We start from the raw sequence: 26655 nt of genomic DNA, 5'->3' as shown, positions 1-26655 counted from the left end.
GGAATTTTTAAACTAATAAAAAACAACTATTTAAGTTTGTCTATTCGGAGCTAAAATACACCAACAAAACCTCAGCCAGCTAATCTTGTTGATAAACTAACTCGAGCAATACTATTTTATTGATTATCTGCTTGTTTTTAGCAGGCTTGATCATTACCATTAAGCGCTCATTTTTGTGGAGAAAACATGTTTAAAGGTAGTTTTGTAGCACTTGTAACCCCGATGAACCCTGACGGGGAGGTAGATTATGTTGGACTTAAAAAGCTTGTTGAGTTTCATGTAGAAAATGGAACCCATGGTTTGGTGTCAGTTGGCACAACCGGCGAATCAGCAACTTTACCCTTTGAAGAACATATCGAAGTGGTGAAGAAGACCGTTGAATATGCAAAAAATGCAATCCCTGTGATTGCAGGCAGTGGAGCTAACTCAACGTCTGAAGCAATTTTTCTAAGTAAACAATTGGCGAATACCGGAATTGCTGGCTTTTTAAGTGTGGTGCCTTATTACAACAAACCGCAGCAAAAAGGCATGGTTGCTCATTTTGAAGCCATTGCTGATGCCACAGATTTACCTGTTCTGTTGTACAATGTACCAGGTAGAACCGTAGCGGATATGCTGCCAGAAACGGTTGCTGAATTAGCAAAACACAAAAATATTGTTGGATTAAAAGATGCAACTGGGGATATGGAGCGTTTAAAACAAACCCAAGCCCTAGTGCCAGACGATTTTTTATTACTTAGTGGTGACGATTTAACGAGTTGCGAATTTTTATGCAATGGTGGCCACGGTGTGATTTCGGTTACGGCTAATATAGTCCCGGCTGAAATGGCGAAAATGTGTGAAGCGGCTGCGGCTGGGGATTTTGCTGAAGCAAAACGTATTGATCAGTCAGTTGCAGCCTTTCACGACGCTTTATTTATTGAACCCAATCCTGTTTTACCCAAGTGGGTATTATACAAAATGGGCTTAATTGACAGTGCTTTTTTACGTTTACCGTTAATTCTTCCGGAACTCCAATCCAAAAAAGTTATCGAAGACGTCATGCGTGCGACAGGCATTACAATTAATGGTTAGAAAAAACACAAAGGAAAAAAGCATGGCTCGATTGACAATTTTAGCAGTATGTCTAGGTGTAGGCGCTTTAAGCGGTTGTACTAGCCTTGAAGAAAGGCAGCGTGCCAATGGTGATTATGACTACGTGGAATCTGAAGAAAATGTACCTTATAAAGTACCCAGTGACGTAGACACTCCTTATTTGAAAAGTGATTACGATATTCCCGAACTAGGTGAAAATGCGCCTAAAGAACTCATCGGCGATAAAGTAACTGTAACATCACCTTCTTTAGTGCTGCCTTTAGTCTCTGGGTCACATGTTGAGGAAGGATTAAAAGAAGCAACGGTCTGGTTTGATCAAATAGATGATTCAGAGCCTTTGGATACGACAATTTGGAATTCGGTAATAAGTTTCTTGGATGAAAGAGACATTGGTGTTGTTGAATTTGACAAAGAAGCGCAAGTGCTTGTAACCGATTGGATGATCATTGAACCAGATGAAAACAATAGCTGGTTCAATTGGACAACTACTGAACGTAGCATAGGCCGTCGATTTGAGTTTAATTTAGATGTTAAACCCCATGGTCGAACGGCTAAGCTGAAAGTTGTACTTCGTGATTACTTAGAAACAGTTGGTGAAGAGGTTATTGTTGATTTAAATCTTGAACAATCTCGTCGTAATGAAGTAGAAATACTAAACCAAGTGATCAGTCACTATGAAAAGCAAGTTCGTTTGGAGGATGTGAAAAGAATTCGCCAAATTCGTCGCGGTTTTGGCTTAGAGATGGGATTCAATGCTGATGGTGATCCTGCTTATGTAGTTGATGGTGAGTATGATTTGGTTTGGCCTCGTTTATTGCTTGTGCTTCGTAAACTAGGTTTTAACGTAAAAGATTTAGATAAATCCACGGGCCTATTGTTCGTTAATTACGGTGGAGCAGAGAGCTCCTGGTGGGAAAACTTATTTTCAAAAAGCGATAGTCAGCTTGAATTAGACAAAACCGACTACCGTATCCAAGTTAAAAAACAAGGACCTAAAACCGCTTTTACTTTGCTAACTGAAGAAAGCGAACCTTTTGAGGTGAAAAAAGTGACTGATTTGTATCCAGACTTCAAAGAAGCTATGGGTACAGAGAACCTAGATATCTAATTGACAACACGTACTTAAATTGGAATTTTCAGCATGAGTTTAGCCAACACGGTTTTAGCGGTAAATGATGACTTGCCGATTCGAACCCATGATCCTGTTCATAGTGGTAAAGTTCGCTCAGTATATTGGTTAACAGAAGCAGACAGTCGCCGGCTTATTCTGCAACACAATTATGATGTTGCAGAAGACACTCCTTTGGCTGTGATGGTAATTAGCGATCGTATCTCAGCTTTTGATTGTGTTTGGCGTGCTGAAGGAGGTTTAGATGGCGTACCAGGTAAAGGTGCAGCATTAAATGCTATATCTAATCACTGGTTTGATTTATTTAAACAACAAGGTTTAGCTGATAGCCATATTCTCGACGTGCCTCATCCTCTAGTATGGATTGTACAAAAAGCCAAACCAGTGCTCATCGAAGCTATTGGAAGACAATATATTACTGGCTCTATGTGGCGGTCATACAGCAAAGGTGACCGAGATTTTTGTGGTATCAAATTGCCTGAAGGCCTAGAAAGGGACAGTAAATTAGCTGAATTGCTCATCACCCCATCAACTAAAGGTGTGCTAAAAGGTATACCAGGTGTGCAAGAAGCCGATGATGCCAACATCACTAGGCAATCTATTGTTGACCACTTTACTCGTTTTAACTTTAAACAGGTGAATGATGTTGATTTGTATGAAAAGCTGCTAAAACAAGGCTTTGATGTCATATCTTCAGCGTTATCTGCTATTGACCAAATATTCGTTGATACTAAATTTGAGTTTGGTTATGTCAAGGATAGGCTGGGGCGAGACAAACTTATTTACATGGACGAAGTAGGAACGCCTGATTCATCGCGTATTTGGGATGGCCCTGCATATCGAAATGGTAAGGTGATAGAAAATTCTAAAGAAGGCTTTAGGCAAATGTTGTTACAGTATTTTCCAGAGCCTGACATATTGCTCAACAAAGACAGAATGCCCGAGCGTGACGCATTAGCACAACGTAATTTTTTGCCCCAACAGGCGCTGATGGATTTGTCACAAACCTACGTTAATATAGCTGAAAAAATCACTGGTAAACCCATACATCTTAGCGATAACCCTAAACAAGAAATTATTGATGTTTTACAAAACAAATACGGATTGGTGGATTAATTCAGCCAATCCGTATAGGTAATTTAGTTGCCCGTTAAAACTTTCTCAACTAAATTAAGCAAGTGAGAAAGCTCAAATATTTACAAGTGTAATCGGCATAGAACCATTGATAAGAGGTCGTTATGGCGAACAATTACCATTTTTACGAACCCAAAAATGGGCACCCTTTAAAACATGATCCCTTTAATTCTATTATCGCCCCAAGACCTATAGGATGGATTTCAACCTTAAATGAAGATGGTAGTGCCAACCTCGCTCCCTATAGTTTTTTCAACGCATTTAATTACACTCCTCCAATTATCGGTTTTTCAAGTCTAGGCTTTAAAGATTCGGTCAGAAATGCTCAGCAAAACGGTGAGTTTTGTTGGAATTTAGTGACTAGAGATTTAGCCGAAAATATGAATCAAACCAGCGCAACGGTTGACTGTGATGAGTTTGAGCTCGCTGGTTTAGAAAAGCGAGGTTCTGAGAAAGTTAAATGCCCTCACGTTGCTAATTCGCCAGTTATTATGGAGTGTAAAACATCTCAAGTGATTCGATTAAAAACCGCAAGTGGAGAAGAGTGCAACAGTTATCTAGTGTTAGGCGAGGTGGTTGCCGTTCATATTGAAAAATCTGCAGTTATTGATGGGATATATCAAACCGCGCAGAATCAACCGGTTATGCGAGGTGGAGGTCCTGCTGATTATTTTTCAGTTAGTGAACAACAAAAATTTACTTTAGCCAGACCAAAATAGAAGCTAAAGCAGCTTTGATCAAATGTTGTTTAACTGGCTACTTGTTGCTTCTGTAGTTGTTCAAACCACGCTAAGGCTTCATCGTTGTTGGTAAAGTAGCGGATATTTTGGAACTTTAAAGATTCAATTCTGTGCCTAGCGATTTGAGCGATGATTTTATTTTCTATAAGTAATGCTTTAGCTATCATGTTGCGCTTATTAATCCAAACGTTAAGGTCATTGATTATAGAATATGCTTCTGGTGTTGCTCCTTCTAACTCAAGCAAGTCACCTAGAATTAAAAAAGGTTTGTCGCCAAACTGTTCAATCTGAATTTTAACTTCTTTAAGCAAAAGCTTTGTAGTCGCAGCGTTAAACATGCCTACAAAACGCATGTGTGCAATATTACCATCGATAGTCAAATTATAGGAACCATAGGGCGTTTTCATAATCATTATCCTCTTGATTAAGTTTGCATTGCCTAGGTTGCAAACGGGTTAAATTATTGCTCTACCACGAATAGGATAGCTAAGTTGACGGTAAAATAAACAAAAATAGTGCTAATTTAGCCTAAAGTATAAGAGCGAGAGATTCCAAACTTGCTTAGTTTATGAAGGAATTGCGAAGGAGCGTTAGAATAAAAGGGGGTAGTTTTATGAGAGCGATAAGATAATTGGATTTTTTAAGGTGCATTAACAGCCACATTATGATCTGCACGTCAGCGCCCGTTATCGAAAAGTTATAAGGTTAAAGGGGATAAGAGTGGTGGCATTCTAAAATACTTTTAAGCTGGCTAGTTTTAGATTTTTAAACATCGTATTTCATTCATTTTTTAACGTGGTTGGTTAATATTTTTCCTTTTTTAGCGTAATCGTTCCGTAAACACTTTAACTTTACTGACTTTTGTTGTTGTTTAAATTGTGTGGAACAGCTTACGGCCATATTTTGTTAAACAAGGGGGGATATTATTTTTTAGAATCACCGAAATTAATATTCTGGTTGTTTTTAAAAACCCAATAGGGTGTTATTACATGTATTAACCTTTTGGGGGGCATGGTGTCACCTCAAAACAAACAAATGCATCGGAAAAGCACTCACTGGTTGCGTTGTTTTGAAAGTTAGCTGTACAAGGTAGTCAAGAGAGATCTATGGTTTGATACCATAGAAGCAATGGGTTTTGAAAATCAGTGGATTCAATAAATCTCACAAAAATTTAAATCAAAGTTGTGGGGAAAAAATAGCTAAGCTCGTTTTGTGTATATCGCTTGGCTGCATTTTACACAAAACGAGCGTAGCAATATTTGCATGTGAACTTAGCGTTATGGTTTATTAGCAGCAAGTTTTTTTCAATGTAAATGAAAACGTGATCCCTGATAAACAGTGATCATATACAACCATTAGAATGGAGTTAACATTAGTGTCGTCTTTGCGTGTTTTAGAAACTATAAATCCTGCCAAAATTCTATTACTTGGCTACGCAAGTTACGTTGTTTTGGGCTGGATCTTTTTAAGCTTTCCCATTAGCCAAAATGTACCTATAAGTAACATAGATAATTTGTTTACTGCTACTTCGGCAGTATCCACTACAGGACTTGCCACAATAGATCCTGGCTTAAGTTACAGTTTTTTTGGGGAGCTGGTTATTTTGCTGCTTATTCAGGTTGGTGGCATTGGATACATGACGTTTGGTTCATTTGTTATTCTTTCTACACGTCACAAAATGTCATCTTTTCGCACAAGATTAACCAAAAGTGCTTTCGCGTTGCCTAGTGATTTTGAAATCGGTCGATTTATCAAAATGGTAGTGATATTTACTCTTGTTTGCGAAGCTATTGGTGCACTCGGGCTTTATTTGATTTTTCTTAGTCATGGCGTTAATGACGCTATTTGGAGTGCCATTTTTCATAGCGTATCTGCTTTTTGTACAGCAGGTTTCAGCCTAAATAGTAATAGCTTAATGGAGTTTAGTGATAATCCAATGCTTAATTTTGTGATTGCAGCTTTGGCATATACTGGTGCTATTGGTTTTATCGTAGCCACTGATGTATGGCAGCGCTTAACGGGTAAGCAGCAGTTTTTGCATTTCACCACAAAAATTATTTTAGAAGTGACGATATGGTTCGCCTTGGTAGGCACCATATTATTTTTTATTATTGAGCCTTCTATTCAGCTGATGCCACCTTGGCAGCGCCTAATGGCCTCTTTTTTTCAAGTTATGACAGCCAGTACCACCGTTGGTTTTAATACCATTGATATTGGTGGTCTTTCTGCCTCTATCATCATGCTCATGTATGTCTTTATGATTTTTGGAGCATCGCCTTCTGGCACGGGAGGGGGGTTAAAATCGACCACTTTGGCAGCATTATTGGGGCTGATCAAAAGTACGCTAAAGCGACGAGAGACTATCCGTGTTCATAAGCGCGAGCTGTCATCCGAACGCTTGCAAATTGCAACCGCAAGTTTTGCGTTTTACATGGTAGTGCTCACAGGTGCGATGATACTTTTGTTGGCTTTGGAAAGTGCAACATTTGAAATGATTCTGTTTGAAGCTATATCTGCCCTAGGCACAGTTGGGTTAAGCATGGGACTTACCGGAGATTTAACCGTTCTCGGTAAATTGATCATTATTTTACTTATGTTGATGGGAAGGGTTGGCATTCTCACCTTTGGTATTGCAATGGCGATGCATGATGAAAGTCGGGAAGAAGAAGACGACGACGACCTTGTAGTCTAAACTATTGCCTCCTCTAAATTTTACTATATAGAAATAGTAAAGCTGATATACGTTGATAGCTTTCACCTGTGTCAGATGAAAGCTTAATATCTTCAATTTTCCTACTTCTGCATTGAGGTGATGCATTCCATTTGCGCTGGCTAACTACAAATTGCCATTTTCCTTATTAAATTCAAGCTCATTAGCCGAGGGAACCTTTTTAGGTTGGCTGAATTAAAAACGTGTCGGATAATTTAAGAAGTATTTTATAAAAATAGCACTAAGCGAACGGTAAAATTGTTATAACTGATTGAATAAATGGCTTAAGTGTTTGGGATACAAGTCAGAGATGGTATAAAGAGAATAATTCATCAAACACCGATTGTTATTAATGCGTTTTTCTTCACTATTTTTAGATAAATCTCTGACTGATGCTGTTGAAGCTTTAGGTTATGAGCGTCCTACACCGGTTCAAGCGCAAGCAATTCCAGAAATTCTGGAGGGTAAAGATGTAATGGCCGGTGCGCAAACAGGCACCGGTAAAACTGCAGCGTTTGCTTTACCAATTTTGCAACTTCTACTGAAACACACTCAAAGCTTGAGGCCGATCCGCGCGTTAGTATTAACACCAACACGTGAGTTGGCGCAGCAAGTGTTTAACAGCTTTGTTGCTTATGCTGAAAATACTCAGTTGAATGTGGCAGTTGCCTACGGTGGGGTTAGTATTAACCCGCAAATTGCCGCTATTGAGCAAGGTGTTGATGTTTTAGTCGCTACGCTGGGGCGATTGCTAGATCATATTGCTAAAGGCAGTGTTGATGTAAGCCAGCTCCAGGTCATCGTTTTCGATGAAGCCGATCGTATGTTAGACATGGGCTTTAAAGACGAAATCAATCGTATTTTGAAGCGCTTGCCTGAGCAACGACAAACGTTACTATTTTCGGCCACTTTCGACGATGCCATTTTTCGTATGAGTAAAACTTTACTCATAAATCCTGTGCTAATTGAAGTCAATGAGCGCAATGCCGCAGCCACACAAATTGAACAGTTGTTTTACACGGTAGATAAAGATCGTAAACGAGAACTCACGTCTTTTCTAATAGGTTCAAAAAACTGGCAACAAGTGCTTATTTTCACGCGCACCAAGCAAACCGCAGATGCCTTAGCTAAAGAAATGTGTAAAGACGGCATTAAAACTGAATCTATTCACGGTGATAAATCACAAGGCGCTAGAGAAAGGGCATTAGCGGAATTTAAGCAAGGTAAAGTCAGAGCACTTGTCGCCACTGATGTAGCAGCACGAGGCATTGATATTATTGATTTGCAATATGTAATCAATTACGAATTACCTTTTGTAGCTGAAGATTATATTCACCGTATTGGACGCACGGGCCGAGCTGGTAATACCGGATTGGCGGTCTCTTTGATGAGCCCTAATGAAAAATATTTACTTGATGCAGTTGAAAAAGTACTAGGTGCAGCATTGATATCACAATGGTTGCCCGGGTATGAACCTGATTTGTCTAAACAAAATCAAGCAGAAAAAAGAAGCAATACAGGTAAACAAAGAAAACAGGCTAGAAATAAAGCCCTTGGGATTAAAATGGGCAGAAAACGTAGGTGAGTGGAGGGATTCGCTTGCTTTCAATACGCTGCGCTCACCGCCATCCATAGCGTTTTTCGAGCCTCATTCATGAGGCCCAATTGACTTTTGTTCAACAGCTAATAAAAGTAAACAAAAGAAGCCGTGCTTCAGTCAAGCTCGATTACTTGTGTCATTTATCAAATAAAGGCGACAATAGTTTGTTGCCGATAAGGCATTGCTGATAAATTGTTAATCTATGTGCTACAGAAATTTCGTTTTTCAGAAGCCATTGTGGAAACAGCTGTTGCCAATACCCCTGCAATTAATTTATACAAAAAGCATGGTTTTGTGGAGTTTAAACGATGGACTCCGTCACATGGTATTGAAAAATTAGCAATGTCAGTTGAACGTTGTATATGAGAAATGAGCATTCGTGGAATTGCTCTTTGAAGCATGTTTACTAACTTTTAGTGTTAAAACACGCGATTCATTTTGGTGCTGTAAGAGTTAATATTTAGGAGGGCTTATGAGTGATCATTTCGGTTCTTGTTTGTGTGGAACTGTAAAATTTGAAGTGCAAGGGGACTTTGACAGTTTTTATGTTTGTCATTGTAAGCACTGTCAAAAAGATACAGGTTCCGCCCATGCTGCAAATTTATTCTCACATTTAGCTAAATTAATTTGGCGCTCTGGTGCAGACGCTGTGTCTTCTTTTACTCTTCCTGGCACGCGTCACAACAAAAGCTTTTGTAAAATATGCGGCTCGGCATTACCCAGTGCGCAGAGCGACGGTATGCTTGTTGTTCCGGCTGGAAGTTTGGACAGCAAGATTTCAATACTCCCCACTGCACAAATCTTTTTGAGAAGTGAAGCAAGTTGGCATAAAGAGCTAAATAAAGTGTCAAAATTTGATGAACTGCCAGAATGATAATGTATCACCTAACTGATTTTTAGTTGGTTGAAATAACAATATTGATAAATTTAAACAGTAATACGATTAATTATTAAAGGAGGGTGAGTGAAGATAGTAAGAGTTTGTCTAGTGGCTGCATTGGTGGTTTTACTCGGTGCATGTTCTGCTCTGGATAAAGCAGAAGTAAAAGAGGTAATAACAGCTGATAATAATAATCCGTTAACCTTTAGGGATATTTTAGTGGCTACTTTTATTAACGCACCTAAACCTAAAGTTGGGATACCACAAGAAGACTTTTTAACTTCTATTTCACTCGACTCAATTTTAATTCTTCATTAAAGTGAAAACTTAATTGTTGCTAGATTTGATACTACAAATTCACAACTAGAGTCGATTTATGAGTATTGTGATTTAAAGTATCACTTTGCATCGTTAAAATTTACTAAAGGCCCTTATGCCATTGGTGATTGTCGTTCCATTGTTATTACAGGTACTAAGGAAAATACGTGAAGTTCAATCAATGAAAACAATGACATTTGATACACCGAAAGCGCTGCGAGATTGGCTCAGTTTAAATTACGCAACTGAAAACGAGTTGTGGATTAAAATATTCAAGAAAAACTCAGGTATTCAGAGCGTTTCTTGGGACGATGTGGTGATGGAAGTATTGTGTGTGGGATGGATAGATGGGGTAAAAAAGTCAATTGATGAGCAAGCTTACCTTCAAAGGATCACGCCTAGAACAGCGAGAAGTAACTGGTCTAAAAGAAACACTAAACATGTTGAAAACTTGCTGAGGGAAGGGCGGATGAAGGAGCCTGGGCTCATTCATGTTCGTGCTGCTAAATCTGATGGTCGTTGGGAAAATGCTTATGCAGTAAGTGATATGGAAGTGCCTAATGATTTTCTTGTTGAACTGAAAAATCATCCTAAAGCAAAACAATTTTTTGAGACCCTCAACAAATCCAGTCGATTTGTCATTGCTTATGGTTTAATTAGTGCAAAAAAAGCCGAAACGAGACAGAGGCGATTTGTAAAATACATGGCAATGCTTGCCGATGAGCAAAAGCCTTGATAAATGCCATTCGGTAGTGTGTCTTAAAATTGTTGATTAATTCCTTGCCAGCCAATTTCGCACTAAATTACAAGCAAATATTTTGATGACGCTAACACTTTTTTATTTAAAAAGGGATGTACCTTCGCAACTTCAACATCCTTCTTAACTTTAGTCGATAGATTGATAAAACCATTAGCTTAATAGATAGCTTCATCTTCCCTTTTTTCACTTTGCTCTCCATTAAAACCACGATTTTGAAAATGGTCTATACTTAATGACCCTAATAAATGGTTTATCAACGATATTAGTTGTCATTGCAGTTAACCCAACTTGTTGCTTTCGTTTATCTAAACTCATGGTCGAAAATATTATTTAAATAAAAGGACAGAGAGATGCAGCGACGGGAATTTTTGAATAGTTTAGGTTTTGGGATCGGAGCAAGTTTATTAGCCCCCGGTTCAGTAATAGCACAATCTGCAGACAAGAGTATGGAGGGGACAACCGTTCGTGCTGGTGATTGGAAAGCATTACGAAAATTGTTTCCACTGACACACGATTATATACAGTTATCGACTTTTTTGTTGGCATCTCATCCAAAACCCGTAGCGGATGCCATCGAAAAACATCGGCGTGCATTTGATGAGAACCCTTCAGATTATTGGCATGATAACTATTTAACCATTGATAGTGAAATTTCAAAAAGTGCCGCCCAATATATGGGAGGTAAAAGTGAGAATATTGCTTTAACCGACAGCACAACTATGGGGCTAGCCATGGTTTATAGCGGATTAAAGTTGCAAGCTGGTGATGAAATTCTGCAAACAGTTCATGATCATTACTCTACGGATATGTCATTGGCTCATCGGGCGAACCGAAGCGGAGTGAAAATCCAGCGTATTTCGCTTTATGATGACCCCGCGAAAGTGAGTATCAAGGAAGTCGTCGCTCGTTTAGAAGAAGGAATAAACCGCGATACGCGAGTTTTTGCCGCCACATGGGTACATTCGTCAACTGGGGTTAAACTCCCAATACGAGCAATGGCAGACGCAATTAAGCGAATTAATAAAACCCGTAAGTCTACTCAACAAATCTTGTTTTGTGTTGACGGGGTGCATGGATTTGGGATTGAAAATCAGGATGTGAGTGAACTGGGCTGTGATTTTTTCATTGCAGGTACTCATAAATGGATTTTTGGTCCAAGAGGAACCGGCGTCATTTGGGGAAACGACAAAGCGTGGGAACAAAGTGAAGCTGTCATTCCAAGTTTTAGTGATTCATACACCGTTTGGATGGGATTAATGCAGCAAGAACAAGTTCCGGTAGGTGAACATATGTCACCGGGCGGTTTCCATTCTTTTGAGCATCGTTGGGCGCTTCCTGAAGCTTTTAAGTTACATCTTCAGTTAGGCAAAAAAAATGTTCAAAACCGCATCCATCAATTGAATCAGCAAACCAAACATGGCCTAGCCAAAATGCCTAATGTGACCTTATATACTCCCGATAGTAGCGAACTTTCATCGGGGTTAGTCTGTTTTGACGTACAAGGAGTCGATCCTGAAAGTGTGGTAAAAAGAATGCACGATAAAGGCATAATTATGAGTAGTACTCCTTATAGAACGAGTTACGCTCGATTTGCTCCTTCATTAATTAATAATGAGCAGGAAATTGAAACAGCCTTGGCTGAAATTAGTGTTATGAGTTGATAATAAGCGGCAGGGACGAAACTGCAGGGGCAGTGCCGTTGATACTATCTACGGCTTGTTAAAACCTAGCAAAATCATACGGACAGCGAGTACTAAGCACTAAGTACATCAATGATCATCATTATTTTGTTGCAGAATTGTTTTGTAAGGGTATTATATTTACCCGTTGTGATGTTTTTCTCACGACGGATTTTTAATTAATATACTAAAGGATGGAATTTGCATTTAAAGGTTTTGGGACTGTTTCTAACGACGACACTTTTGGCAGGATGTGCTACTCAAACGTTCACTATCAATGGTGAAGGGGGAGAGGTTCCTACATATAAAAAGTCAGACCACTTTTTTATTAGTGGAATTGGACAAGAAAAAATAACCAACGCTGCCGAAGTTTGTGGCGGTGCAGAAAATGTTATTAAGGTAGAAACTCAATATTCTTTTCTAAATGGTTTCCTTGGCTTTATCACCTATGGTATCTACACACCTCGGGATGCCAAAGTCTATTGTAAAGCTAGCTAAATAGACACATAAAGTAACATGGACGCATTTAAGGTGCGTCCGTTTTCATGAATACGCTAAATAGCCCTACCCATTGTAAAAGCTGAATAGTCTGAATTAAGCTTTAAACTAAAAAACCAAATAGTGTAAAATAAACCAATCTTAAAATTGCTCTTAAAATTGCTCTTAAAGTTGCCTTTTTCTTGTTGTGTTGCTTCGTATTAAATGGAGGCTTCGCAAATTTGGAGGGTGCAACAAATGAAAGCCTTTGCAATGCATCCGCTGTTAAATATGCACTTAAACAAGAAACCCATAAACTTTTTGTTGATGCTAGGCTGGAGAAGCTTTAGTCATCATGAAAAACCAAAATTAATTCGACAAAAGGAAAACTAACACCTATGAATAGCCCAAGTAATGAAAATCAAAAAGTAGAAGATAGCTGCTGTAGCAATACAAGTTGTTGCCCGCCTGCTCAAGGAACAATTAAGCGTGAGCACCCTAAAGTTGGGCGCAATGATCCTTGTATTTGTGGTAGCGAAAAGAAATTTAAAAAATGTTGCGGGAAAAATGCTTAAGACTGCTTTTAGTTTGTGTAAATACTTTTGATTTATTTTGCTTTGTTTAACGCAAAAACGATCAACCTGTCCAAGGGGAATTGTGATCTAGTTGCTGATATTCGTTAGCCCAACAAAAGATTCACTATTTGAACTAAACATCCAGCAAATCCGTACAAGGTGTCATTGTAAATTGAGGTGGCAAGTAGATGTTGTTTAGTGAAGAAAGTGAATCAAGAATTATTGAAATGGCTTGGGAAGACCGAACATTATTTGAAGCAATTGAAATGCAATTTGGTTTAACTGAGCCCCAAGTGATTCGGTTCATGCGAAGTCGGTTAAAACCAAGTTGTTTTAAGTTATGGCGCAAACGGGTTTCTGGGCGAACAACTAAACATATGAAATTACGCAGCAAGAGTATTACTCGTGGGTATTGTCCTACTCAGTACAAACAGCGCTAAAGGCGTACACAAGGGTTACACTGAATAGGTTGACTTATTTAACACTTTCCGTTTTTTTATACGACTAATCTACATATCAATTTATTGCCCAAAATTACTGTTGCAAAGCTGTCTAAGGTTTTGAACCTAAAGGATAAATAAATGCAATTTTTAGTATTATTTTTTATCTTTTTTACTCAATATTAAGTTAAAGTATTGATTTAGCATACTAAATCAAAGGGCCTCTAAGCGTATGATTGGGTATTTTAGTGACATGTGGCAGCTAGCTGTTGGCGGCGACAAGCAAGGGATTTTGTTTTACGTTGTTACCTATCTATTGATCGTGTGCTTGTATTCGTTTGTTTGGCAGGTTTTTGTGAGGCAATGGCCAAGTGCTAGAGGAGTTCTAAAAACTGCGTCTGTAAACAAGTGGGGGAGTCATCTTCCTATTGTTTCAGAGCAAGAGTACAAAGTTGATTCATTGTACCAATACCAGGTTGCTAATAAGCCTTACCGTGGTACTCGGGTATCACCTTGGATCATTACTGCATCTCATAATGCGAAAATGATCCTCAATAAACAGTTAGACAAAATCCAGACAAATGAAGATGGCAGCGTCAATGTTTTTTATAATCCTAAGGCTCCCCAGAAAAGCTATTTAGTCAAACCTGGATTATTCGGTTTGGCTGTCACTTTGGCCTGTGCGGTTGTACCTCTTCTTTTATATATAATTGAGTATTACTAGAACTCAGGATATTAAAAAAGCTGATGTTTTCCTTAGCCAAGCTTGCTTACATTAAGCACTTTGCTATGTTTAAACAATCCCTCAGTTATTGTTTGGTCCTTTCAAGGTTAAGAATCTATGTTGATTATTAAGCCGAGCAAACCGAACAACAGAATCATTTTGTTTAAAGTTTAGATAATGAACGAAGAGACTATTATCTGCAGGAGGATTTTACATGTTTGCCTTAAGAGCTATTTATTTTTTTGTCAGTCTGTTACTGATCGTATACATTTCTCCTATCCACGCCGCACCGTCTCCGGTTATCGACCTGCACTTACACGCAGGGCCGAGTGGAACTAGCTCAAAATGGTATTCTGTTGGCAAAGACGAAACCACTGATGGGGCTCAGACACGTTATTTATTGGAGACATTTAAGGCGCACTCTATCGTCAAAGGTGTCATTGGTGGTCCTCCATCAGACGTCGAACGTATTCGAAGCGCAGATCCATCTCGGCTAATCGGTAGCGTCGCATTTCCATGTTCTAAAGGACTAGATCCAAATCTTTTTCCGTGTTTTGAGAAGGGAGGGAATTGGCCGGATGTGGATTGGTTGCGTACAGAGGTTGAGGCAGGCCGAATAGGAGCAATTGGAGAGCTCTACAATGTTTACGCAGGGGTAGCGCCAGATGATCCTAGAATGAGGCCATATTTCGAGCTAGCTGCACAATACGACCTCATGGTTTTGGTCCATGCCGATGTAGGTCCACCACCTGAGCGTCGAGTCGCTGGATGTTGTGAAGCATTCAATGGAGATTTTGCCAGACCCGCACTATATGAACCGATTCTTGCCCGGCATCCACAGCTAAGGTTGGTGTTGTACCATGCATTTATGCCCGACTTTGTTCAACAGGCCATTGTCTTATTAGATAAATACCCAAATGTGATGGTGGAAACGTCGCCTATGATGTCAGTTCCCAAACCAATTGTTTACGCAGCCTTAAATGCTTTTATAGAGGCAGGTCATGAGGACCGAATTGTGTTTGGCTCCGATTTCTGGGGAGCTATTGCTGGTAGTATTGCGATGATCGAGTCAGCGCCGTTTTTAACCGATAAGCAAAAACGTGGAATCCTCCACGATAATGCTGCTAAATGGTTGAGATTAGGCAAGCAGGGGTAAGCTATGTGATAGCTGCTAAAGTATTTAGAAGCTATGGCAGGCTGCATTTTTGAGTTAACAGACCAAATTTATTCCATCCTTGGAGGTGAATAGGGCTATTTTATGCTTAGCTAGTTCTTAATTTCTTTTTTATCGTCATTCTTGAGATAGTTCATTAGTTTATCAATGGGTTCTGGCGTCTGAAACAAAAAGCCCTGCACAAAATCACAATGATGATTGGAGATAAATTCGAATTGCTCTTTTGTTTCCACACCTTCAGCTATGGTTTTTAACCCTAGGGCTTTGGCAATGGATATGGTGGCTTTAACTACCTCTTCGGATTTATTAACTGTGCCAATCTGAGATATAAAAGAGCGGTCAATTTTTAGCATATCGAAAGGCTTGTTGATTAAGTAACCCAAATTTGAATAGCCGGTACCAAAGTCATCCATGGAAAAAGATACATCTAACTTTTTATAACGATCTAGATGTTTGTGATTCTTCTCATTCGATAAGATCACTTTACGTTCGGTAATTTCCAAAGAAATGGCATTTCCTTTGATTTTAAATTGCTGTAGGTATTTCTTGAATGAATAAAATAATGCATCACTTTCTAAATCTTTTAATGAAAAGTTTATAGCAATTTTATAGTGGTAATTGTTCTTACGATTTAATTCGCTGATGGTTTTCATTACTTTGTAAACCACATACTTAGTGATTTCCGTAATTAAATCAGATTCCTCTGCTAGAGGAATAAACTTATTGGGCATAACCAATCCAAGTTTAGGATGATTCCAACGAGTTAACGCCTCTAAATGAGACACCTTCATGGTTTGTAAATCGATAATAGGTTGGTAATAAACTTCAAATTCATCTTTATTTAACCCTTCACGAATCAAGCTTTCCATTGAGGCTTTTTCAAAAGCAAATGAAGAAAGTTCTTGGGAGATATAACGGTACATATTTTTGCCATTTTCTTTGGCGTCATACATGGCTATGTCTGCTTGTCTTATCAAGTCATCTGCCGAATGGCCATCATTTGGATAGATACTGATACCAATACTGGCTCCGATATTAATTTTATGTTCCTTGACAACGATTTCTCGTTTAACTGCTTGAATTAAGTTAGTGGCAATCTTTGATGCATTTAAGGCTGACTCTAAATCTTGAACAATAACAATAAATTCATCGCCACCCACTCTAGCAACGGTATCTACAGAACGTAAGATATCGGTAAACCGTTTTGCAACCTCGATTAAAACCGCATCGCCAATGTTATGTCCTAGTCCGTCATTCACAATTTTAAATCGGTCTAAATCGACAAATAAGATTGCAAGTTGATTTTTAGTTCGGCGAGATTCTTGTAAAGCGTGTTCTAAACGGTCTGCTAATAACGTTCGGTTGGGTAAACCGGTCAAAGAGTCGTGGTTAGCGAGGTATTGAATTTTATTCTGAGATTGTTTGATCAACGAAATATCGGTTAGTACACCAATGTACTGAATGATATTGCCGTTTTCATCTTTGACTGCACTTATATTCAAAAAGACAGGAAAAATATCACCACTTTTCGATTTATTTAAGACCTCACCAGACCAAAAACCACTTTGTTTATATGAGCGTTCCATTTCACTGAAAAACTCTGAGCTGTGTTTATCAGATTTTAATATGCTGATTTTTTGACCTTTTATTTTATCTAAAGAGTAACCCGTTAGATTTTCAAATGCAGGGTTCACGTTAATAACTCGCGTTTCTTTGTCGGTTATTACAATGCTCTCTTGGGTAGAGTTAAATACCATTCTGGCTTGTACATTCTCTAAAGAAGCACGTTTCTTTTCATTAATATCTTCTACAACTGAAATGAAATATAAAGGAACACCATTGTCTCTTACGATGGCAACGGAAAGGTTTGCCCAAAAAATCTTGCCATTCTTTTTATAATAACGTTTTTCTAGTTTGTATGAGTCTCGCTCACCGTTTATAAGTTGTTGAGCAAGATCTAAGTCCTCTTTCAGATCGTCTTGTAAGGTTATGTCTTGGAAAGATAGTTTTAACAATTCTTCGTGGCTATAACCCAACATAGTCGCTAATACATTGTTTGCCGAAACCCATGAACCATCTAAGGAGACGTGGCCAATTCCGATATTGGCATTTTCAAAGGTTGCTTTATATTTCTTTTGGCTCAGAGATAACTCTGCTAAGGCATGTTTTTCTTTTGAAATATCAGACGCAAAAGACCAAACTTGAGTATTACCTGATTCGTCTCGACTCAGATAATCTTCAATTTCAAGAATTGTATTGCCATTGTTTGCTGAGTTTAATTCGATAATGTAAGGGCCAAAGGTGCCTTTTTCTATGAGTTGTTTCTGTCGACTTAAAAAATAACCAGTATCATCTATAGGATATATATTTAAAAGGCTTTTAGCTAATAGCTGCTCTTTACTTAAACCAGTAAATTTTTGCATGGCGTGATTGGTCTTTAGGATCATGCCTTGTAAATTGGTAATGATGACGCCGTCATGTATGTTTTCTAGAACAGATTCATAGCGGCGATTAAGGGATACAAATTTTTCTTTGATTAAAGAGTTTTCATTGAACATCTCTTTGAGTTCTGCATAGGCCGTTTGAAGCTCTTCATTAGTTGATTGAAGCTCTTCGTTACTGGTTTCCATTTCTTCATTGGTCGCTTGTAACTCTTCATTGGCGCTTTGCAATTCTTCGTTTGTCGACTGTAACTCTTCATTCGAGGTCTCAAGTTCTTCAACCAGAGTTTGCATATGTTCTTTAATACGTTGTAATTCGAATTCTAACTCATGGGTAGAGGATACGGTTTTCTCATCAACCTCGCTGTTGATCATAGGGAGATCATTGACGGAGATACTTTGGAAATAAAAGATATACATTTGGTTCCGGCCGTTTAATACAGGCACTATGTGCACTTTTATAAGGCGCGACTTTCCATCTTTTTGAGGTAGTGGGATATAGTTACTGGCACTAATTTTAGATACTTTTTTGGCATCGCTGACTAATTTTCTTAAGTCAATTGCTAACCGAGAATCGATAATCTTATATAGATTATAAGAAACGTATCCTTCTGGTACTGAAACAAAGTCAAGATTACCTTTTTTATATATCACATCAAGCTGTTCGTTTGTCACTATGATATTTGGCATTAAAAGTTTTGCAGCTTCAGTAACAATCGTCTCTTGGAGCGGAGTTCCTTCAGGAATTTTAGATTGTTCTTGTTGTGATACCTTGACGTATTTAGGCGGGCCAACGCTTATTGACTGATGATTTTTTTTCGAATTAGCTACTGTTTTGAATATTTTATTGAGCTTATCGACAGGCGCAAATAAGTGCTCAAAATAAGTGGCGTTTTCCGATTTTCCTAAGAAAAGCAATGCATTAGTTTTGAGTGCATAATGGAAAGCAGGCATGATCCATTTTTGCGCATCAATATTGAAATATATAAGTAGGTTTCGACAAACTATTAGATCTAAATCTTTGAAAGGGGGATCTGAGAGCAAATTATGGTACGAGAATACAATAGATTGTCTTAAGCTTTTCTTAACCTCAAATTCATTATTGGTTATGTGGAAGTAGTCTTTAATATGAGCATCCGAGACTTCAGTCATGGAAGCTTGACTGTAAACACCTTGACGGGCAATCTTTAATGCATCTTCGTCAATATCTGTGGCAAAAATTTTCAAATCAAGAGAGTTTTGTCGATCGTTCAACAGTTCATTTACGATAATTGCAACGGAATATGCTTCTTCACCTGTGGATGAGCCGGGCATCCAAATTCTGAGCTCTTTAGCATCGGGAATTTCGTCTAAATATTTGTCTAGTAAGTTTTCGAGTGAGTCGTAAGCGTCTCTGTTCCTGAAAAAGCTAGTAACTCCAATTAGTATATCTTTGTAAAGCAATTCAACTTCGTTTTCATCCTTTTTTATCAGCTCTACATATTCACTTAGGTTCGTGACTTTCAAAGCCACCATTCGACGCTCAATACGACGACCAATTGTGGCTTTTTTATATACAGAAAAATCCACATGTTTGTGTTTATAAAGCAAAGCAAAAATAACTGAAATATGATCGTTCGCCGGTGTAACTTGGTGTTTCTTTAATACTTTGTTTCTAGGGAAATTAGCTAAAGCGACTAATTCTTCACCAATTTTTTCTGCCTCTATTAATATGTCGACCACAGAACCATTGATTGCGGCCATTGGCATACCGTCGTATTTAGCTGTGCTAGGCTCTTGCACAATAGTAATACCACCTTCGGCGTTGATGGCTCGCATTCCTTGACATCCATCTGAGCCTGTTCCGGATAAAATGATACCTACAGACTTTTCTCGTTTGTGTTTTGCAATGGATATAAACAGCTGGTTAACAGAGGGTTTTGGCAGAAATGAATGCTTTTCCGGTGCCGAAAGAATAATTTGATTACTATCATTAATTTCTACATTTTTACTGGGCGGGGTGATATACAGAGTGTCGCTTTCTAAAACTTCATTATGTTCGGCTTCTTTAACTATCAAGCTACATTCTCGAGAAAGCAACTCAACTAGCATCGTATTGTGTTTAGGACTTAAGTGCTGAGCAATGATGTAAGCTGTATTATTGTTAAGCGGAAGTCCTTTAATAAGTGTGGTTAAGGCTTCTAATCCGCCAGCACTTGAACCAATTCCTACCACCATAATACTGTTGGTAAAAAGCCCATACTCTTCTTCAATTTCATTATTTAGCGCGAAGCTTTCGCCCGTATTTTTAGTGCTGTCATTAACTTCTTCTTTGTCACCTAATAGAACACTATCGATTACACGCTTTAATTTTTTGGTGTCTGCGGGTTTGCTTATAAAGCCGTTAATCTGCTCTTTAATCGTATCTAAAATAAAATCTTCTTCAATATGTTCACTGAACACAATGATGGGAATACTTTCTTCTGTTTTGCGTATTTTATGAATGAGTTCAGGCCCGTTCATTTGCGGCATCTGAATTTCCGTTATGATAACGTCTGGTCTGTGTGTAAGGTATTTTGAAATACCTTCTCGTCCATTTGAAGCTTCAAGAACGGTAGTGAATATTCCTCTTAGGAATTCTGCGTAAAGCGCACGGGTGTCATCATTACTCTCTACATAGAGAATAGTTTCTTTATACTTCATGTATTATCAACTCGTTTATTTACTCTTGTCTGAGTAAAATGAAAATCTAAGCATTGTGTCCTTAAAGAGCTAAGTTAAGGGAATTTAGTTCACCTTACAACAAAATTAGAACGTGCGTTGCGTTAATCAGATTTGTGGAAATAGTTTATTCAATAAGCATTATTAAACTTGAGCCACGAAAGTACTATTCGATCCTCAAGTATATATTCTGATCAATATAATAATCATTGTAATACCAATTGGAAGTAAAATTAGCTGAAATTGTATTAATTTTTCTCTAACTAAAGGTTAATGCACTTTTTCTAAGGCTCATGAAAACAAATTAGCGAATAAGATAACTAAATACGCAGCGCGTGTTCTTGTATAACTCTTCAAACCATAAAACAAGGAAATTAAAATGTGAAATCCTTTTTCAGTCGATACGTTCAATTTCAATTCGTAAAATCAAAGTTTGAAAATGCGTTATACGATATAGGAGATTGAGCTTCAGACAAGGTAGTTGTTTTATTGCATGGTAAAAACTTTGCTGAAGACTAAAGAGAAAGGGTTGCACAGGATATCGTTAAGCAAGGTTATAGAGTTATTATTCCTGATCAAATTGGGTTTGGACAATTTGATCAGGAATAACGTATTAACTTACGGACCGATTTTTTTCGGAAAATGGGGTGGCTAAGTTCTCGGAAATTAAAAATAAAAGCTTTTTAATTATTGGCATTCGCGATAATAGGGAGGCAGGTTGAATTTGGTTAAAACCCCGGGGTAACACGAACTTTAGGTGATTACACTAAACTAGGCAAAACAGCGCAAAGATTTATAAAAGGTTCGGTTTTATATGAGTTGGAAGGGCTAAAGCATATGCAACACTATGAAGATTATCCAACCTTTATAGAAGCTTTTAACAAAGCACTTAATCAATAAATCGTCTGTAGCTAAGCAACAATTGAAGTGGAAGTAAGGCGATGCTCTTTTGATTGTTAATCATTGTCATTAAAAAAACAGTCACGAATATTCTAAATTAGACTAGGCTTTGAAGATTATTAAAAATTAGGCATATAGTTAAACCGTTTTGACTAAGCAATGATTTGGGCCGTTAAACTAATTAATACTTGCGCTAATAATTTAAAACTCTGTTAACAAGTATTTATTATTACCAATTGGTTGTCATTATTCTTAATTTGGTAATGGCATGTGGTTTTACTTAATCTACAATGGTATGATGATTTGGTAATGGCATTGCGTTTGTGATTTTTTAAATTTGCTGATTGGTGTTAACAGCGATGTATCAAAGTTGGCTTTAATAAGGCTAGATATTTTTGCAAAAGGCAAGCCTGTATTTTACGAGATTATTATTTCGTAATTGTTAGGTGAGCAAACATCTTTTTGATTAAATTCTATTTTTGATCACCAATTACGTCATTAAAGAATGGCAACTTTGTGCGCTGTTCATCAGGTTTTAAAATTTAACAGGTGTATATTCTTTATACTCAACTTTACATATCAAAACTCCAGGAGTTAGAAATGACAAAACCAGTAATCGGTTTCATCGGCCTCGGTCTGATGGGCGGCAATATGGTAGAAAACTTGCAGAAAAAAGGCTACGAGCCAATCGTAATGGATTTAAATAAAGACGCCGTTGATGCAGTTGTTGCTCGTGGTGGTAAAGCCGCATCATCTGCTGCTGAATTAGCAGCTGCTAGTGATATCATTATGCTTGCTCTTACTACTTCTGATATTGTTGAGAAAGTTGTTTACGGTGATAACGGTATCCTTGCTGGTATTAAAGAAGGTGCTGTTTTAATTGATTTTGGTACTTCAATTCCAGCATCCACTCGTAAGATCGGCGCTGATTTAGCCAAAAAAGGCGCAGGCATGATTGACGCACCTCTAGGTCGTACACCAGATCACGCAAAAGACGGTTTGCTTAATATTATGGCTTCTGGAGATAAAGCGACGTTTGACAAAGTTAAACCAGTGCTCGACCAACAAGGCGAAAACATCTTTTATCTTGGCGCATTAGGTGCAGGTCATACTACTAAATTAATTAACAACTTTATGGGTATGACAACAGTTTGTACTATGTCACAAGCTTTTGCGGTAGCTGACCGTGCTGGTGTTGATCGTCAACAATTGTTCGATATTATGTCAACCGGTCCATCTAATTCACCGTTTATGCAATTCTGTAAAAACTATGCAGTTGATGGTGTAAGTGACTTAGGTTTCTCTATTGCTAATGCAAATAAAGATTTGGGTTATTTCCTTAAAATGGTTGAAGATCTTGGTACTCGTGCCGAGATTGCAGAAGGGACTTCACATAACCTTCAAGCAGCTTTTGACGAAGGTATGGGGCACGGTAACGTTCCTGAAATTTTCGATTACTTTCTTAAATTAGAAAAGTAAACTGCATCATTTGATAGCTACTTTAGGTAGTGGTTAGTTAACTGAAAACAAAAATAATATGGCTATCTAATGTTTAAAAACAATTTTAGCCTTCAATCCGATAATTTCGATTTGAATTGAATATAAGCTGGTGTCCAATGTCTTGTATTTTTCATTAAGATTTATCGGATTTTTTGTGCCTATAACTTCGTAATAAAATTCTTCAAAATCAAAATTATAGACCGAATTAAGAGATTCGTTTATTGTAGTAATTGGTTGTTAAAAGTAGACTAAGCAACAATGCCTTAAGTTAGACTAGAATCGAACTGAATCAATACTCATCAACTAAAAAGCATGGCTTAATGATGCGTAAGCATTGGCTAAGTAAGGAGTCGAGATTATTTCTGCTAATTCAATTCGTCGTTTCATTACACTAAAGTTTGTTGTTACTCGCTTAATATTCATTTGCGGGATGTTATTCGCCTTTTACTGCAATGAAGCACGTAAAGAAGTGGTATATTTATGCGGAAATTTTAGTGAAGGAGTAACCCAAGAAAGTGTTTTAAGGCAGCTCAATACACTTCATTTAGCTAATTTCTCTGTCACTGAAAATGATTCAAATTCCTTGATTGTAATGGATAGCAAGCTCACTTTGGGGGCTTATCGTTGTGTCATTGAAATAAATGAGCAGGGACGAGTAAGTCATTCCTATTTAGAGTAGATGTTTAAGACAAGCACACTAAATATATAATTAACTTTATTTTTTAAATCATCATAAGGAGCGATTTTGCTCTCAGATCTAAATTTTTCATTGCAAATTACCACGCCTATATTTTTTATTATTGGTCTAGGGTTTTTGTTTAAACGAATTGGTTGGCTAAATGATGACTTTGCCCGAATGGGATCCGCTTTAGTCTTTAAAGTGACGTTACCCTGTCTGCTTTTTACTAAACTATCCACTACTGATTTTACTCATGGTCTGCCTACTACATTGGTAATCTATGCGTTTTTTGCAACCTTATTGATATTTATGTTGTTGGATGTTTTTGCAACCAAATTGATTGATGATAAGGCAGACAAAGGCGTATTTGTGCAAGGCGCTTTCAGAAGTAATATGGGTATTATTAGCCTTGCCTTCGTGGTAAGTGCCTATGGAGAAAAGGCTTTAGGTATTGCTTCCATTTACTTAGCCGTATTAACCATATTATTTAATATTTTATCCGTAGTGACCTTGTCTCGGCATTTGCAACAAAGGGGCAGTAATCGCCTAGGGGGAATGTTAATTACGATTATTAAGAACCCTTTGATTATCTCTATTGTGGCTGGTGTTGTTGTGTCATTGTTAAATATACCTATACCTAAAATAGCCTTACATACTGGTGAGTATTTTGCGGGGATGACCTTACCCTTAGCCCTATTATGTGCAGGTGCTTCAATTCGGGTTAAAGAGTTTCATTCTTCCAGTGTGCTTTATTGGACTTCCGCGATGAAATTGATCTTAGTACCCGTTGCAATTACGTTAGGTGGGGTTTTACTAGGCTTTAGAGGTGAGCAGTTAGGTGTTTTATATCTAATGTGTGCATCACCCACTGCTGCCGCCAGTTATCCCATGGTGCAGGCTATGCACGGCAATCATTTCCTAGCTGCGGCTATTATCGCTGTCACCAGTGTTTTGTCCCTAGTGACTACAACATTAGGGATCTTTTTACTCAAAGTATTTGGCATGATTTAGGTACAAAAACATGTTTCACACTGATAAATATTTTCGAATTAACCTGACGTGTTTTAGGCAACTTATTCTGTGCTTGAGTGTGGCTTTTAGCGTTAGTATCTATGCTGAAGACATGCCAAGCTTTGAACAGTTTAAGGTTTCTGAGATTTCCCCAATGACCCTAAAAGAAGTGGATTTTGATAGTCATACTGATGGTGTTTATGTTGAACAAAGTTGGCATGGCATGATGGCAACTGTTATTGGAGAGTCAGCCAATTTTGCCGGCAAGTTTTATATTTTGGGCTCAGGATGCGGTACTGGATGTCAACATAATCTTGTGATTAACGTGGAAACCGGCAAGATTATTGACACTGTTACTTCAGGGCTGGGGCTTTGTCATCAAGCTGATAGTTCATTATTAATTGTTAACCCCAGGCTTAATGACTTTGGTGATGAAACTCCAGATTGGGCATTCACCTATTATTATCAATTTGATGGCAGTGAATTTAGACTTTTGCACAAAATACGTTCAGGGTATGCGGGCGAATGTGTGTTCGGTCAGTAACTTATTGCTAGACTAATTTAATTTCGATATCGCCAAGGGCGATACAGCAGCAAGGCAGGAATTCATCATCATCTATATAGGCTAGGGGGTCAGTCGTGTAATCTACCTCACCACATATAAGTTTACTTCTGCATGCTCCGCAGAAACCCTCGCGGCAATGATAATGCACTTCTACATTTTGTTGCTCTAAGCTCTCTAAAATAGTGTCTGAAGTATTGGTATTAATAGGTTTGTGATCACCTTGGATGGTGATCACAAATTGTTTCTTTTGAGTCATTAAAGATCGAAGTCGTCAAAGTCACCCGCATTTACTTCTGAGTCAATTTGACCCACTAAATAAGAACTTATTTCAGATTCTTGCGGTGCAACCTGAACGTTGTCTGAGTTTAAGTAATTGTTCATCCATGGGAGAGGATTACTGGTGATATCAAAAGGTTGCCCCATGCCAATGGCAGACATACGGTGGTTGGCAATGTACTCAACATATTGACAGAGTATTTCTTCATTTAAGCCAATCATTGAACCTTGTGCAAACAAATAACCAGCCCATTGTTTTTCTTGCTCAACTGCTTGCATAAAGATGGCTTTTGCTTCGTCTTTTAACTCTTCAGCAATCTCTGCCATCTCAGGATCGTCTTTTCCTTTTTGCCAAAGGTTGATAATGTGTTGAGTGGAGGTTAAATGAAGGTTTTCATCACGAGCAATCAAGCGAATTATCTTAGAATTTCCTTCCATTAATTCACGTTCTGCAAACGCAAAGGTACAAGCAAAAGATACGTAAAAACGAATCGCTTCCAATGCATTCACTGAGTTCATGCAAAGATACAGTTTTTTCTTTAATTCTCGCATGTTCACGGTATGTGCAATACCGTCGACTGTATGAACGCCTTCACCTTGGGTTTGCCAAAGTTGTGTATAAAAGATCAAGTCGTCGTAGTATTTTGAAATATCACCTGCACGCTGTTTAATTTGTTCGTTCACAACAATGTCATCAAAAATTGCACTGGGATCAGTGAATAAATTGCGCAGAATGTGAGTATATGAGCGAGAATGTATTGTTTCAAAAAATGACCAGGTTTCAGTCCAAGTCTCTAATTCAGGTAAGGAAATTATCGGCAAGAAAGCGATATTAGGACTTCTTCCTTGCACTGAATCTAGCAATGTCTGATATTTCAAATTAGAAATAAAAATATGCTTTTCAGAATCACTTAAAGATTGAAAATCAACGCGATCTTTACTGACGTCAACTTCTTCTGGACGCCAGAAAAAACTAATTTGTTTTTCAATTAGCTTTTCAAAAATACTGTGTTTTTGTTGATCATAGCGAGCAACATTCACTGGATTACCGAAAAACATTGGTTCCAGTAGAGGATTCGTTGGTTTTTGATTAAAAGTGGTGTATTTCATTTACCGTCAGTACTCTGTGAGGTTTAACACTAGGCGGC

The 26655-nt window shown here is 38.0% G+C and carries 22 protein-coding genes and 1 pseudogene; 19 read left to right on the top strand and 4 right to left on the bottom strand.

Annotated elements, in window-relative coordinates; translation table 11 throughout:
- Positions 1-186 precede the first annotated feature (186 nt).
- From dapA to AB6T38_RS14300, 4 genes are all read left to right on the top strand, one after another.
- Positions 187-1074 (top strand): 4-hydroxy-tetrahydrodipicolinate synthase, encoded by an 888-nt coding sequence (dapA, locus tag AB6T38_RS14315; RefSeq protein ID WP_372547950.1) that lies wholly within the window; start codon positions 187-189, stop codon positions 1072-1074.
- 22 nt (positions 1075-1096) lie between these two features.
- A complete protein-coding gene (gene bamC, locus AB6T38_RS14310) occupies positions 1097-2203 on the top strand; it encodes an outer membrane protein assembly factor BamC (protein ID WP_372547949.1) in 1107 nt (368 codons plus the stop codon).
- 33 nt (positions 2204-2236) lie between these two features.
- Positions 2237-3340 carry a phosphoribosylaminoimidazolesuccinocarboxamide synthase gene (locus tag AB6T38_RS14305; protein ID WP_372547948.1) on the top strand — a complete coding sequence of 368 codons (1104 nt, stop codon included), beginning with the start codon at positions 2237-2239 and terminating at the stop codon, positions 3338-3340.
- Positions 3341-3462: 122 nt separating this feature from the next.
- Positions 3463-4077, top strand: a complete 615-nt coding sequence (locus AB6T38_RS14300; RefSeq protein WP_372547947.1) for a flavin reductase family protein — start codon at positions 3463-3465, stop codon at positions 4075-4077.
- A gap of 29 nt (positions 4078-4106) precedes the next feature.
- Here AB6T38_RS14300 and AB6T38_RS14295 read toward each other — a convergent pair whose 3' ends face one another.
- Entirely contained in the window at positions 4107-4505 is a 399-nt protein-coding gene (locus AB6T38_RS14295; protein WP_372547946.1) for a hypothetical protein, read from the bottom strand.
- A gap of 968 nt (positions 4506-5473) precedes the next feature.
- Between AB6T38_RS14295 and AB6T38_RS14290 the strand changes: the two genes are divergently transcribed.
- From AB6T38_RS14290 to AB6T38_RS14235, 12 genes and pseudogenes are all read left to right on the top strand, one after another.
- Positions 5474-6790, top strand: a complete 1317-nt coding sequence (locus tag AB6T38_RS14290; RefSeq protein WP_372547945.1) for a TrkH family potassium uptake protein — start codon at positions 5474-5476, stop codon at positions 6788-6790.
- Positions 6791-7160: 370 nt separating this feature from the next.
- Entirely contained in the window at positions 7161-8393 is a 1233-nt protein-coding gene (locus AB6T38_RS14285) for a DEAD/DEAH box helicase (protein WP_372547944.1), read from the top strand.
- Positions 8394-8585: 192 nt separating this feature from the next.
- Positions 8586-8774 (top strand): annotated as a pseudogene (locus tag AB6T38_RS14280) (GNAT family N-acetyltransferase); the annotation flags it as partial.
- A gap of 106 nt (positions 8775-8880) precedes the next feature.
- The gene (locus tag AB6T38_RS14275) at positions 8881-9282 is read left to right on the top strand and encodes a GFA family protein (protein WP_372547943.1); all 402 of its coding nucleotides are present in this window, start codon (positions 8881-8883) and stop codon (positions 9280-9282) included.
- 90 nt (positions 9283-9372) lie between these two features.
- A complete protein-coding gene (locus AB6T38_RS14270; protein WP_372547942.1) occupies positions 9373-9606 on the top strand; it encodes a hypothetical protein in 234 nt (77 codons plus the stop codon).
- Between the two features lie 181 nt (positions 9607-9787).
- Positions 9788-10342, top strand: coding sequence for a YdeI family protein (locus AB6T38_RS14265; protein ID WP_372547941.1), 555 nt, complete (start codon positions 9788-9790; stop codon positions 10340-10342).
- 374 nt (positions 10343-10716) lie between these two features.
- On the top strand, positions 10717-12027 hold the full coding sequence (locus AB6T38_RS14260) for an aminotransferase class V-fold PLP-dependent enzyme (protein ID WP_372547940.1): 1311 nt from the start codon (positions 10717-10719) through the stop codon (positions 12025-12027).
- Between the two features lie 219 nt (positions 12028-12246).
- On the top strand, positions 12247-12543 hold the full coding sequence (locus AB6T38_RS14255) for a Bor family protein (RefSeq protein ID WP_372547939.1): 297 nt from the start codon (positions 12247-12249) through the stop codon (positions 12541-12543).
- 377 nt (positions 12544-12920) lie between these two features.
- A complete protein-coding gene (locus AB6T38_RS14250; protein ID WP_372547938.1) occupies positions 12921-13097 on the top strand; it encodes an SEC-C metal-binding domain-containing protein in 177 nt (58 codons plus the stop codon).
- 188 nt (positions 13098-13285) lie between these two features.
- Positions 13286-13537, top strand: a complete 252-nt coding sequence (locus AB6T38_RS14245) for a TIGR03643 family protein (protein ID WP_372547937.1) — start codon at positions 13286-13288, stop codon at positions 13535-13537.
- 232 nt (positions 13538-13769) lie between these two features.
- On the top strand, positions 13770-14261 hold the full coding sequence (locus tag AB6T38_RS14240) for a DUF3592 domain-containing protein (protein ID WP_372547936.1): 492 nt from the start codon (positions 13770-13772) through the stop codon (positions 14259-14261).
- Between the two features lie 214 nt (positions 14262-14475).
- A complete protein-coding gene (locus AB6T38_RS14235) occupies positions 14476-15417 on the top strand; it encodes an amidohydrolase family protein (protein ID WP_372547935.1) in 942 nt (313 codons plus the stop codon).
- A 110-nt stretch (positions 15418-15527) separates the two neighbouring features.
- On the opposite strand, the gene AB6T38_RS14230 is transcribed toward AB6T38_RS14235, so the two are convergent.
- The gene (locus tag AB6T38_RS14230) at positions 15528-20558 is read right to left on the bottom strand and encodes an EAL domain-containing protein (RefSeq protein ID WP_372547934.1); all 5031 of its coding nucleotides are present in this window, start codon (positions 20556-20558) and stop codon (positions 15528-15530) included.
- A 1494-nt stretch (positions 20559-22052) separates the two neighbouring features.
- Here AB6T38_RS14230 and AB6T38_RS14225 point away from each other — a divergent pair.
- From AB6T38_RS14225 to AB6T38_RS14215, 3 genes are all read left to right on the top strand, one after another.
- Complete coding sequence (locus AB6T38_RS14225; RefSeq protein ID WP_372548020.1) at positions 22053-22955, top strand: NAD(P)-dependent oxidoreductase; 903 nt, start codon at positions 22053-22055, stop codon at positions 22953-22955.
- A gap of 766 nt (positions 22956-23721) precedes the next feature.
- Positions 23722-24666 (top strand): AEC family transporter, encoded by a 945-nt coding sequence (locus AB6T38_RS14220; RefSeq protein ID WP_372547933.1) that lies wholly within the window; start codon positions 23722-23724, stop codon positions 24664-24666.
- A gap of 10 nt (positions 24667-24676) precedes the next feature.
- Entirely contained in the window at positions 24677-25210 is a 534-nt protein-coding gene (locus AB6T38_RS14215; RefSeq protein ID WP_372547932.1) for a hypothetical protein, read from the top strand.
- Positions 25211-25217: 7 nt separating this feature from the next.
- Here the strand turns inward: AB6T38_RS14215 and yfaE are convergent, their stop codons facing one another.
- Positions 25218-25487 carry a class I ribonucleotide reductase maintenance protein YfaE gene (yfaE, locus tag AB6T38_RS14210; RefSeq protein WP_372547931.1) on the bottom strand — a complete coding sequence of 90 codons (270 nt, stop codon included), beginning with the start codon at positions 25485-25487 and terminating at the stop codon, positions 25218-25220.
- Positions 25487-26617 (bottom strand): class Ia ribonucleoside-diphosphate reductase subunit beta, encoded by a 1131-nt coding sequence (nrdB, locus tag AB6T38_RS14205; protein WP_348490556.1) that lies wholly within the window; start codon positions 26615-26617, stop codon positions 25487-25489. Before nrdB ends, yfaE begins: the two co-directional genes overlap by 1 nt.
- Positions 26618-26655 lie beyond the last annotated feature (38 nt).

This window comes from Aliiglaciecola sp. SL4 (genome assembly GCF_041538045.1).
Lineage (GTDB): Bacteria > Pseudomonadota > Gammaproteobacteria > Enterobacterales > Alteromonadaceae > Aliiglaciecola.
The sequence above is the reverse complement of the archived record's forward strand: the minus strand, read 5'-3'. Positions and strand labels throughout refer to the sequence as shown.